Origin of the sequence: Pseudomaricurvus alcaniphilus, from assembly GCF_011440395.1 — a bacterium.
In the GTDB taxonomy this organism is placed as follows: domain Bacteria; phylum Pseudomonadota; class Gammaproteobacteria; order Pseudomonadales; family Cellvibrionaceae; genus Pseudomaricurvus; species Pseudomaricurvus alcaniphilus.
In genome coordinates, this window is the sequence record NZ_JAAOIX010000001.1 from 1150736 (window position 1) to 1162303 (window position 11568).

9 protein-coding genes and 1 tRNA gene are annotated in these 11568 nt (G+C 59.0%); 5 read left to right on the forward strand and 5 right to left on the reverse strand.

Translation table 11 applies throughout. The features are described from left to right. Positions 1-182 precede the first annotated feature (182 nt). Positions 183-1187, forward strand: coding sequence for a YbgA family protein (locus tag G8764_RS04895; RefSeq protein WP_341806293.1), 1005 nt, complete (start codon positions 183-185; stop codon positions 1185-1187). Positions 1188-1211: 24 nt separating this feature from the next. Here G8764_RS04895 and G8764_RS04900 read toward each other — a convergent pair whose 3' ends face one another. Continuing rightward, positions 1212-1829, reverse strand: a complete 618-nt coding sequence (locus tag G8764_RS04900) for a TetR/AcrR family transcriptional regulator (RefSeq protein WP_166162394.1) — start codon at positions 1827-1829, stop codon at positions 1212-1214. Between the two features lie 111 nt (positions 1830-1940). Between G8764_RS04900 and G8764_RS04905 the strand changes: the two genes are divergently transcribed. Next, complete coding sequence (locus G8764_RS04905; RefSeq protein WP_166162396.1) at positions 1941-2498, forward strand: phasin family protein; 558 nt, start codon at positions 1941-1943, stop codon at positions 2496-2498. Between the two features lie 251 nt (positions 2499-2749). On the opposite strand, the gene G8764_RS04910 is transcribed toward G8764_RS04905, so the two are convergent. The 4 genes from G8764_RS04910 to G8764_RS04925 all read right to left on the reverse strand — a co-directional run bounded on the left by G8764_RS04910 (position 2750) and on the right by G8764_RS04925 (position 6565). Continuing rightward, positions 2750-3751, reverse strand: a complete 1002-nt coding sequence (locus G8764_RS04910; RefSeq protein WP_166162398.1) for an NAD(P)H-dependent glycerol-3-phosphate dehydrogenase — start codon at positions 3749-3751, stop codon at positions 2750-2752. 74 nt (positions 3752-3825) lie between these two features. Next, positions 3826-5304: a wax ester/triacylglycerol synthase family O-acyltransferase gene (locus tag G8764_RS04915; protein WP_166162400.1), complete on the reverse strand. Its 1479-nt coding sequence runs from the start codon at positions 5302-5304 to the stop codon at positions 3826-3828. Between the two features lie 97 nt (positions 5305-5401). Further along, complete coding sequence (locus tag G8764_RS04920; protein WP_166162402.1) at positions 5402-6226, reverse strand: helix-turn-helix domain-containing protein; 825 nt, start codon at positions 6224-6226, stop codon at positions 5402-5404. A 9-nt stretch (positions 6227-6235) separates the two neighbouring features. After that, positions 6236-6565: a polyhydroxyalkanoic acid system family protein gene (locus G8764_RS04925; RefSeq protein ID WP_341806294.1), complete on the reverse strand. Its 330-nt coding sequence runs from the start codon at positions 6563-6565 to the stop codon at positions 6236-6238. Positions 6566-6925: 360 nt separating this feature from the next. Here G8764_RS04925 and G8764_RS04930 point away from each other — a divergent pair, with 360 nt between their 5' ends. The 3 genes from G8764_RS04930 to G8764_RS04940 all read left to right on the forward strand — a co-directional run bounded on the left by G8764_RS04930 (position 6926) and on the right by G8764_RS04940 (position 11348). Next, the gene (locus G8764_RS04930; protein ID WP_166162406.1) at positions 6926-8044 is read left to right on the forward strand and encodes an efflux RND transporter periplasmic adaptor subunit; all 1119 of its coding nucleotides are present in this window, start codon (positions 6926-6928) and stop codon (positions 8042-8044) included. A 1-nt stretch (position 8045) separates the two neighbouring features. Next, a complete protein-coding gene (locus tag G8764_RS04935) occupies positions 8046-11147 on the forward strand; it encodes an efflux RND transporter permease subunit (protein ID WP_341806295.1) in 3102 nt (1033 codons plus the stop codon). Positions 11148-11272: 125 nt separating this feature from the next. After that, positions 11273-11348 (forward strand) — tRNA-Ala (locus G8764_RS04940). Positions 11349-11568: the final 220 nt, after the last annotated feature.

The following is an 11568-nucleotide window of genomic DNA, read 5'->3' on the forward strand; positions in this document are numbered from 1 at the left end:
CCCGTGCAACTCGTGTTGCTTAGTCTGTGATGGCAGAGGGTTAGTTCAATACCGTCAGGGGCCTGCCGCTGCTATTTTTCTACCTCTATTTCTTATACAAAATATTTTTGTGTATAAGTTTATAGCGGCGGTGGTATAGTGGTCGCGTCCCTTTTTTGGCAACCGTAAACTGGAGGCTACCAGTGGCTCAACAACCAGCTACTAACGCAATTGATGGCGGCCTGCCCGCTGCATCCGATAAAATCCCCGTGGGCTTGAGCACTTGCCTGAGCGGTCAACCGGTGCGTTTCAACGGCTCCCACAGCCGCTCCAAACTTTGCCTCGACACCCTCGCCCAATACTTTGATTTCAAGACCTTCTGCCCGGAACAGGCGGCGGGGTTTGGCACCCCGCGGCCGGCCATGCGGCTCAGCGCAGACCCGGTTAACCCGCGCCTGATTTTCAGCGACAGCAGCAAGGGCCAGCAGGATCTGACCGAGCAACTGCAGCGCGGCTTCCAGAACGAGCTGCGCTTCGCCGAGCGGCTCGACGGTTATATTTTGATGAAGAATTCGCCCAGCTGCGGCCTGGAGCGGGTCAAGGTGTACCGGGACAACGGTTATCCGTTCACCGAGAAGAGCCCCGGCCTGTTCACCAAGGCACTGCAGGAGCGCTATCCGCTGTTACCGCTGGAAGAAGAGGGCCGCCTGCACGACGCCGCGCTGTGCGAGAACTTTATCCTGCGGGTCTACGCCCACGCCAACTTTCGCAATGAGGTGCTGGCACAGCCCAGTTACGGCAAGCTGGTGGCCTTTCACAGCAGTTACAAGTTTGTCCTTATGGCCCATTCCCAGGCCAGCTACCAGAGCCTGGGGCGCTTCCTCGCCACCGCCCACGAGCAGCCGCTGCAGACAACCCTCGACGAGTATTTCCCCCAGCTGATGGCAGCCCTCGCCAAGCCCGCCAAGCGCAAGGGCCACACCAATACCATGCTGCATCTGCTGGGCTTTCTGAAAAACAGTGTCGACGGCACCTCGCGCCAACACATTGTGGAGACCATCCACAAATACCGCGAAGGGGGCATCCCGCTGATCACCCCCATCACCCTGCTGCGTCACTATATCGACCAGAAGGGCAGCGCTTATGTGCAGGCCCAGCGCTACTGGCAGCCCTACCCGGAGAGTTTGGGGCTGCGCAACAGGCTGTAATGAATTGCACTAACCGGAATGGTATTAACCAGCGGCGTAGTTTTCGTTACTGAGGCGCATATAGCCGCACATTTCAATGGAACAATAGGGCAACAGCAGGCGCTCAATGCGCACCATCAGTGAGTGGATCAACGACTGGATGGGCTCACCGGGATTGGCCAGACCGCGATAGTTGAACCAGTTCAGCAACATGACCATCACCGCGTCCATGGGCAGGTCATCGCTGGGAGCGCTGTCGTCGAGGGTGGTGATCGCAGTGAGGATGTCACTGACCACGTTGAACTTGGACAGCAGGATCCGGTTGATGCAGCGCTCGACGTCGGGGAAGCTCTCCTTGATATCGGCGATACTGCGAAATAAAAACCGGTAGTTGTACATCAATTCGGCGAGGGCGTAGAAGTATAACCAGCTCTCTTCCCCGGCATTGGCGGCACGAATGGGGTTGCGAAAACCGTCTTGCAGGGTGCGCTCGTAGCGCTCCAGCAGGGTCGCCAGAATCTCGCCCTTGCCCTTATAGTGGTAGTAGAGGTTGCCCGGGCTGATATCCATTTCATTGGCCACATCGATCGCCGCCAGGTTGGCAATACCCAGCTCGTTAAACAGCTCCAGGCTTACCACAAGTATCTTTTCCTTCGTTTTCATGCGCGCCTATATACGTTCCGATGTTTTAGTATGCGATTTCTAACTTTTACCTGTAGCATGGATGGTATTAAGTGGCCGTGGCCCGCCACTGCAATACGCGGAGATTATCTCATGAGTGACCCTAAAGATACGAAAAAAGCGCACAACAAAACCGAGGAAATCGGCCGCCGCATATGGCTGGCGGGCCTCGGTGCCTACGGCCAAAGCTATGATAACGTGCAAAACAGCGTCGAGAAAATCAACAACGAATCGCGCAGCTACTTTGAAAAACTGGTAGCCAGGGGCGAGGAACTGGAAAACCAGACCCGTAAAACCCTGCACGAAACCCGTGAGAACGCGGTTAAAAAAACCAACTCCAAAATTCGCGAGCAAAAAGAAAAGCTGGCCTCCCAGGCAGAGAAGTTGCAAAAGTTTTCCCTCGACAGCCTGTCGCTGGACAAATTGAAGCCGGATATGCCGAGCCTCGAAAACCTGACCGACACCATTAACGGCCGTCTCGACGATATCCGCAGCAGGATCAACGATCTGTTGCCGGGTATGGCCACCCGTGAGGATATCCAGGCACTCAGCGAAAAAATCGACAAACTGGCGGCAAACACCCGCGGTTCGCGAGCCAAAAAACCGGCCGCTCCAAAAGCGCCTGACAGCGAACAACCCGATAGCAAATAGCCTTACAACGAATCGCCTTACAACGAATCGCCTTGCAGCCAACAGCCTGACCTCCCGATCAGCCGGAGAGCACGGCCTGCACGGCACCATTGCAGCATTTAATATGCGCAGTGGCTGCGATCAAATATTGCTGCGATCAATTATTAGATTGGCTCGGAGCGGAGGCCCCCATCTAAAAGACGCCCACATACGCAGACTGCAGCCCCGCTGCGTATACTTGCAATTTTCCGGTAAATCCCCGCGCGCCTGAACTAGCCGATATCCGCCTCGTGGCCAATATCCGCCCGCAGCAGCTCTCGATAGGCTCGCAGTGCGGTGCTCTCCCCCTGGATGACCTGCAGCACCTCGTACATGATCGGCACTTCGACGTTGTGAGCCTCGGCCAGTGCCAGCACCGCCGGTGCACTCTTGACCCCTTCCGCCACCATATGCATATCGGCACTGATCTCCTGCACGGTTTTACCCTGGCCGAGGTAAAAGCCCACATGGCGGTTGCGACTCTGCTCACTGGTGCATGTGGCTACCAGGTCCCCCACTCCGGCCAGCCCGGCAAAGGTGCGCGCCTTGCCGCCCATGGCCACCCCCAGCCGGGTCATTTCCGCCAACCCCCTGGCTATGATGGCTGAACGGGTATTTTCACCGGCGCCCTGGCCGTCGCCCATGCCCGCCGCAATGGCGATAATATTCTTGAACACGCCACCCAGCTCGCAGCCGATAACATCGTTGTTGGTGTAGACCCGAAACAGGCCGGCGTGAAAAATCTTCTGCAACTCCTTGACGATAACCGGGTCTTCCATGGCAATCACACTGGCGGCGGCATAGCCGGCCATCACTTCCCGCGCCAGGTTCGGGCCGGTCAGGACCCCGGCCGGATGCCCCGGCAGGATTTCATTAATAATTTCCGTCATGCGCTTGCCGGTGCTCAGCTCCAGACCCTTGGTGAGGCTGACCACCGGCACCCAGGGCCGAATGTTCTTTTTCACGACTTCCAGCACGCCGCGAAACGACTGGGAGGGGATACCCATCACCACCACATCGGACTTGGCCACCAACCCCTCCAGGTCCGTGGTCGCAGTCAAACGCTGCTGTAACTTCGCCCCCGGCAGGTATTTCTCATTGCTGTGGTTGCGATTGATCTCATCGACTGTGGCCTGGTCCCGGGCCCACAAGGTAGTGGCCGTATTGCGAGAAATCAGGGAGGCTACCGTGGTGCCCCAACTGCCGCCACCGAGCACGCATACATTCAATTTCATAGTTAAACCTCTAGTTTTTATCAACTTGATTATTAGAACGCCCTGAATAATTCAAGGGTTTCCCCCGGGTGGGCTCAGTCCAGCTCCGCCGGCTGCGGCCGCAGCGCCTCTGTGTCGTGCTCGTCAATGTCAACCAGCGCCAGCAGTTCGGCGAACGACTGCTGCATGCACTCCATAAAAAACTGGATGTCCGGCAGGATCTCATTAGTCGAGGTAATACTGAAGGACAGCTTGTGGTTGTAGGTCGGCGTGGCGATAAACAAGCCCATGCCATCCGCCAGCGGAGCCATCCCGTAAACATTAATGCATTTGGCGCCGTTCATATACATGGGCCGCGTGGGACCCGGCACGCTGGATACAAAGACATTACAAATTTTATCCGCCAACTTGCTTCTCGCCACCAGCCGGCTGGCTAGCGCCAGGGTGAAGCCCGGAAACTGTTTGGTCAAACTGGTGACCACCCGCACCGACGCGCCAGTTTTACCCTGCTTGGCCTCGTGGGTAAAGGCGCTGATAGCCGTCAGTCGTCGCAGCGGGTCTCTCTCACCCGTGAACAGATTGACGGTCATGGCCGCCAGGTGATTACCGCCGTCGTCGTCGCCACCGGAGCGGGAGCGCTTGGGGCGAGCGTTGATCGGTGTCCAGGCCACCAGTGGCTGGCTTGGCAATTCCTGGTGATGGAGCAAATAGCGCCGCAGGGCGCCACTGCAGACCGCCAGCGCCACGTCATTCACGGTGGCACCGTCAACACAACGCTTAATGCGGCGCAGGTCCGCCACCGCCACCGTCATCTGTTCAAACACCTTGTAGGGCGAGGTCTTTTGATTAAACCGGGTCAAGGGCACATTGAGGTTTTCATCCGGCTGCCCCGACCACATCATCCGCCGCACCATGGGAAAAATAGTGGGCACCGCACTCAACAGTGTATCGGCCATGCGCCAGGGGGAGCTCAAGTTGTTGCCGTAGGCATTGCTGACCATAGTGAACAAGTCCACCCTGGTTTCGGCGCTCGACTGCGGTTCCAGGTTGCGCAGTATGGGTTTGCCACTGGCATCGGCGTCGGAAATGGCCAGCAGGAAGCGCACCCCCGAGGCGCCGTCGATGGCACAGTGGTGCACCTTGGTGACAATGGCGTAGGCACCGGGAGGAAAGCCTTCCAGTTGGCCGAGGCCATCGATCATTTTTATCCCCCAGGGCGGCCGCTCCATATCCAGGGGTTCACTGTGATAGCGGCCAACCATATCGCAAAACTTGCGCCAGCTGGCACCCCGGGGCAGTCGGGCGTAGGACACGTGGGCGTGAAAATCAAAATTCTTGTCGGTCACCCAATAGGGAAAATCGAGATCCATGGGCACCCGCTGCAAACGCCGGGTGAAAATTTTCGAGAAATGCAGGCGGCCCTGCAGGTGGCGCAAAAAATCATCGTAACTGACCTCGCCGCCAACTGCGCTGGCCGGGTCATAGATACAGATTGAGGTGATATAGCCGAGGTTCTTCCCGGTTTCCAGATAGAGAAACTGCGCATCGTCGGCGGAAAGCTGCTGTATTGCCATTGAACTCCTTTAAACCCCTGGTACCATTCCGCTGCAGGTCAATTGGCGGCAAGTTTAACCAGCAAAAATCAATCCAGCCACCCGCCGCGCCGGCTCTTCAATTCTTGCTGTCCCTGCCACCTTCTTTGCTCCCGGCCGCTTTGCCCGTCCCGGTTTTTTCACCGCTCGCCGTACCGCGCGGGTCTTCGTCTTTGGCCTTCATTTCCTCCAGCTTGAGTTCTTGCTGGGCCACAAAGTGCAGCGCCATATCGAACGACTTGCGGGTAAAATCCAGGACCTGGTTAAAGCCCTCCTCCGACAGTTTCCGCGCCGCATCCCTGCTGCGGTAGATTTGCACGAACTGCAGCTCCCGTTCCGCCTGCACCACCAGGGTATCCAGACCCACGGCGTGGAGCATTTTCCAGATGCGCGGGCTGTAGACCCGCGAGTACTTCATAATAAAGGGAATCGGGTCGTTGCGGGCATAGAACGACGACAGGCGCAGCAGTACTTCAAACGGCAGGGCGGCCTTGCCCTCCTCCACGCTGCGCAGCAAGTCCACATCGTGCAGGTCTATGGCCTTCGACACTTCCTCGATGCTGATGCCCGCCACCTCGCGCAGGTCCTTCAGTGAAGTACCCGCCTTGCCGATAAGTTCCATTTGCTCGGGGGTGTTCTTGAACACTTTGGAGGTGGTATCGCGAGTTTTGCGCGCCGCAAACTTGACCGCCTGCGCCGACAGCTCGGAAACGCCCCCCAACAGCGCAGCAAATGCGCCCTCAAAGGGCCGCTCACTGGCAGCGCTGCGCTCTTCCCCCGAACTGCCCGACGACGGCCGAGCGCGCCCCCTGACCGGATCAACTCCGTCGCCCGGCACTTTTTCCGCACCGCGATTGGAATCCCGCGTCGGGCTGTCACCATCGCCAGGCAGGTCGTCGTCCATTTCGTATTCCTAGTGCAAATGTTCGTCTAAGTAGTTGTCGATCTCTTTTCGCAAAGGTCGTTCAAACATGGAGGCCAATAACCCCAGCTTCACTTTTAACAGTAGCTGGTCGGGCTGCACCGTGAGGGTGCCACTGATGCCTTTCGGGGCACAGCTAAAGTTGACTACATTTTCCCCTTGCCATGCGTGATCGACGCCAAAATCTTTCTCCAGCACCTCAACCAGATCTTCGGCGGCGACTCTCACCTCCTCAATCGACATATTGTGCGCTCTTTTTATATCTATTAAAGCCATCTTCGATAATACCCGTTTTTCAGTGGATGTAACTATCAATACCATCTATCTTGCCCAATGATACAACTGGCGCCGTAGTTTGGGAAATTTGGATGCCAGCCGGAGCGCCGGCTATCGTCAACAGCAAGTGCCGCTCTGGTGGTCGGCCAAGGCCATGCCATAGGGGTGGCTATAGATCGACGAGCTCGCCAATCTTAAAACGCTTCGACGACAATAACAGGGCCGACCGGTAGTCCGTTTGCAGCTTGCCAGGCAGAGTAACATTGGCAGCGCAAGCTGCAGCAAAGCAACCGGAAACCATGCTGCTACTGGTCACAGGGCATCTGGCATTTTTCCAGCAACAAGGTTACCCTCCCTGCCGGGCAAGGTAGCTGGTTTTATGGCACTAGAGGAGTATTTTAGGTAATGAATAAACGCCGTTGGCTGCTCACCCTTGCCGCCTGCCTGCTGGTTTTCGCCGCCCTCGCCGGTTACAAATATATGCAGATCCGGGCGGCCATCGCCTTTGGTGAGTCCTATCCGGAGCCATCGGCAACGGTCGAGGCGCTCACCGCGTCAATCTACCCCAGTGAAACCAGCGTTACCACCATCGGCGAACTCATCGCCCCCCAGTCCATCGAGCTGCGCAATGAACTGGAGGGCCGCATCAGTTATGTGGGCTTTCGCTCCGGCGCGGAGGTTAGCAGCGGCGCCATCCTGTTGCAGTTGGACACCCGTGAGGAGCAGGCGCGACTCAAGGCCGCAGAGGCCAGGGCCAACCTTGCCAGGCTCGACCTGGAGCGAGCCAAAAAACTGCTGGCCAATAATACCGTGAGCCAGGAACGGGTTGACCAGGCGGCAGCGGAATTCGACGTGGCACGGGCCAATATTCGCGAACTGGAAGCGATTATCGACAAGAAAACCATCCGCGCACCATTCAATGCCCGCACCGGCTTGCACCAGCTGGAAGTGGGAGAGTTCCTTGAGAGCAATACTCACATCACCACCCTGGTAGGGCTCAACGACTTCAGCTGGGTAGACTTCAGCTTGCCCGTCACCTACCGATCAGTGGGCCCAGGCACGCCAGTGCGGGTTACCCTGCCCGGTGAAACAGCGGCCAGCATTGACGGCCAGGTCATCGCCATCGATGCCACCGTGTCGGCCAGCACCCGCAGCCGGCGCTTTCGCGCTCGCCTGGAACAAGCCGGGCTGCCACCCAACTCGCTGGCCAATGTCGAAGTGATTATCGGCACCAGTGACAAGGTGCAGATCCCGGTCACCGCCGTCCAGCACGATGTCCTCGGGACGTATGTCTATCGGCTGGAGCCGGATGAGCACACTAATGCCTACCGCGCACGGCGCCAGGCCATTGTGCTGGGCCGGGAAGACCGGCAAACCGTGGTGGTAGAGAGCGGACTCAGCGCCGGCCAGCTGATTGCCACCCAGGGATCGTTCAAGCTGCGCAGCGGCCTGCTCACTTATGTTAGTGAGCGAAAAGTTGGTGAACGCAAGCCCCCCTCCCAACCCCGGCTGGGCGGAGGTTAAGGTGAGCAGAGCCTATGGCAGCCCCGGCTTTATGGATATTTTTGTCACCCGGCCGGTACTGGCGGCGGTGCTTTGCCTGATTCTGGTATTGGCCGGCGCCCGCGCCGCGCTGGAAATCCCGGTGTTGCAGTTCCCCAAAATCGAGAGTTCCGCCCTGGTCGTTTCCACCAGCTACGTGGGCGCCTCCGCCGAGGTGGTGCAGGGGTTTATCACCGACCCCGTTGAGCGCGTCGCCGCCACGGTCCCAGGGGTGGACTATGTGGATTCCAGCACCCTGGCCGGGCTCAGCACGGTCACCGTATGGCTGCGCCTCAACGAGAACAGCACCGACGCGCTGGCCGAACTATCCTCAAGGCTGGACCAGATTCGCTTTGAATTGCCCGCCGGCGCCGAGGACCCGTCAGTGCGGGTGGAGCGCGCCGATCGCAGCGGTGCGGTCTTCTACCTGGATGTAGCCACCGGGGATTATTCCCGCGCCGCGGTCACCGATTACCTGGTGCGCAACGTCAACCCCATACTCGCCTCCATCCCGGGAGTGCAGCGCATCGGCCTCGAGGGCGGCCGCAACCCGGCCATGCGAGTCTGGATCGACCCGGCCAAAATGCTGGCCCTGAACGTCAGCGCCACCGACGTGCAGCGCGCCCTGGTCAGCAACAATATCATTGCCGCCATTGGCCGCAGCGAAAACAGCCAGCAGCGCATGAACCTGTTGACCAACACCACCCTGCAAACGGTGGCCGATTTCGAACAACTGGTGGTGCGCAAGTCTGGCAACGCCCTGATCTACCTGAAAGACATCGCCCGCATCGAGCTGGGCGAAGAAGAGGGCGAATTCACCGCGCGCCAGAGCCATGCCGATACGGTGTATATATCGGTGTGGCCCCTGCCCGGGGCCAACGAAATCGCCATCGGTGACCGTCTTTATGAACGGCTGGACCAGATCAATCCGACCCTGCCCGACGGGCTGTACATCAACCAGGCCTATGATGGCACGCTGTATATGCGCGACGCCATCCAGGAAATTTTTACCACCCTGCTGGAGACCATTGTGCTGGTGGGCCTGGTGGTGGTGCTGTTGATGGGCTCCTTTCGCACCGCCCTGGTGCCGCTGGTCACCATTCCCATCTCCCTGCTCGGTGCCACCGCAGTGATCACCTTGATGGGCTTTTCCCTCAATCTGCTCACCATTCTGGCCATCGTCCTGTCGGTGGGCCTGGTGGTGGACGACTCCATCGTGGTGGTGGAGAACGTCTCCCGCTACATGCGCGAAGGCAAATCCCGGCTGCAGGCGGCACTGGCCAGTTCGCGCCAATTACTGTCGCCCATTATTGGCATGACTATTACCCTGGCGGTGGTCTACGCCCCCATCGGTTTCCTCTCCGGCCTCACCGGTGTGCTGTTCAAGGAATTCACCTTCACCCTGTCGGTGGCGGTGCTGATCTCCGGTGTTGTCGCCCTCACCCTGTCCCCTATTATGAGCGCCTACGCCAACCCTGAGGGCGGCCGGGAAGCGGGCATGACTCGCTGGGTAAACCAGCGCTTCGATCGCCTGCACCGCTGGTACGGACAGCTGCTGAACCATATTTTTAGCTGGCAAAAACAGATTCTCGCTGCAGCGGTGTTTATCACCCTGCTGGCGATACCGTTCCAGCTGTTTTCGCAAAAGGAACTGGCCCCCATCGAGGACCAGAGTTCCATCAACATTATCGTCGAAGGCCCACCCAGCGCCTCACTGGAGTACAGCAGTGACTATATGCGCGACGTGATTGAGCAGCTGCTGCAGACGCCGGACACCCAGTATATCTGGCAAATCATTCGCGCCAACGCCGGCTTTGGCGGCATCATTTTTGAGCCACCGTCGGAACGGGAACAAAGTGTGCAGGAGGTGCTGCCGCAGGTGTATGCCCAGGCCTCCGAAATTACCGGGTTGCGGGTCTTCCCGATATTGTTCCCGGCCCTGCCCACCGCCGGCCAGTTTGACGTCGAACTGGTGGTGCAGTCGCCGCGGCCGCTGGAGGAAATGCGGCCCTACGCCGACCAGCTGATCAGCGCCGGTTACCAGAGCGGCAAGTTTATGTTTGTCGATACCGACCTTAAAATCGACCTCCCCCAGGTGCGCTTTATCCTCGACCGCGAGCGCATTGCCGACCTGGGCATGGACCTGGCCTCGGTCAGCCAGCAGCTCAGCGTTTTGCTGTCCGGCAATTATGTCAACCGCTTCGACCTGAACGGCAAGGCCTACCAGGTGATTCCCATGGTGGAGGGCCACAGCCGGCCGGACCCCGAGGCGCTGCTGGAATTGCAGTTGCGCACCCCGGCCGGAGAGCTGGTCTCGGTAGGATCCATCGCCTCGCTGGAGCACTCGGTCGCCCCCAGGGTGCTGGGCAAATTCCAGCAGAAGAACGCCTTCCGCATCTTTGGCGGCGTCCTGCCCGGCACCACCAAGGAGCAGGCGCTAGCCACCCTGGAAGCCGCTGCCGCTGACATCCTGCCGCCGGAGTACACCATCGACTACGCCGGCGAATCCCGCCAGCTGCGCCAGGAGGGCAACACCCTCGCTGGCATTCTGGCGGTCGCGCTGGTGTTCGTCTACTTCGTCCTCGCCATCCAGTTCAACAGCTTTCGCGACCCGCTGGTGGTGTTGCTGGGCTCCGTGCCACTGGCCCTGGCCGGCGCCATGCTGTTCCCCTTCCTGGGCTGGACCACCATCAACATCTATTCTCAAATCGGTTTTATCACCCTGGTGGGGCTGGTGGCAAAAAACGGCATCCTGATCGTGGAGTTCGCCAACCACCTGCAGGCCGAGGGCCTCAGCAAACTGCAAGCCATCAAAAGCGCCGCCGAAACCCGCCTGCGCCCGGTGCTGATGACCACCGCCGCCACCGCCCTCGGCCACTTCCCGCTGGTACTGGTCTCCGGCGCCGGCGCCGAGGCGCGCAACAGCATCGGCATCATCCTGGTGGCGGGCATGCTCATCGGTACCCTCTTCACCCTGTTTGTTTTGCCCTGCCTCTATATGCTGATTGCCAAGGCCCACGAGCAGGACGAAATTGACCCCGACCACGAAGCCGACAAGGACTCGACCGTAAGCTACGCCACCTGATTCCCACCTCGCGCTAAAAAGTGCGGCGGCCGCCAACTAAAATATTGGCAAAGGGTTGACAGCCCTCAACCGGGTGATAGAATGCGCGCTCTCGAAACGACCAACCCACCGGTCAACAGAGAATTGGGGCCATAGCTCAGCTGGGAGAGCGCAACACTGGCAGTGTTGAGGTCAGCGGTTCGATCCCGCTTGGCTCCACCAATTCAAGACCCTCATGCCGCAAGGCATGGGGGTTTTTATTGGTGTAGCCATGCGGGTGAGAATCGCTGATGCGGTTTGATACCGCCGGGGCGCGCAGCCTTGGCTCCACCAATTCAAGACCCTCATGCCGCAAGGCATGGGGGTTTTTATTGGTGTAGCCATGCGGGTGAGAATCGCTGATGCGGTTTGATACCGCCGGGGCGCGCAGCCTTGGCTCCAC

Excerpts from the sequence above, each read along its gene's own strand:
- G8764_RS04900 (WP_166162394.1), bottom strand. The coding sequence starts at position 1,829 with ATGAAAACGAAGGAAAAGATACTTGTGGTAAGCCTGGAGCTGTTTAAC.
- G8764_RS04905 (WP_166162396.1), top strand. The coding sequence starts at position 1,941 with ATGAGTGACCCTAAAGATACGAAAAAAGCGCACAACAAAACCGAGGAA.
- G8764_RS04910 (WP_166162398.1), bottom strand. The coding sequence starts at position 3,751 with ATGAAATTGAATGTATGCGTGCTCGGTGGCGGCAGTTGGGGCACCACG.
- G8764_RS04915 (WP_166162400.1), bottom strand. The coding sequence starts at position 5,304 with ATGGCAATACAGCAGCTTTCCGCCGACGATGCGCAGTTTCTCTATCTG.
- G8764_RS04920 (WP_166162402.1), bottom strand. The coding sequence starts at position 6,226 with ATGGACGACGACCTGCCTGGCGATGGTGACAGCCCGACGCGGGATTCC.
- G8764_RS04925 (WP_341806294.1), bottom strand. The coding sequence starts at position 6,565 with ATGGTATTGATAGTTACATCCACTGAAAAACGGGTATTATCGAAGATG.
- G8764_RS04930 (WP_166162406.1), top strand. The coding sequence starts at position 6,926 with ATGAATAAACGCCGTTGGCTGCTCACCCTTGCCGCCTGCCTGCTGGTT.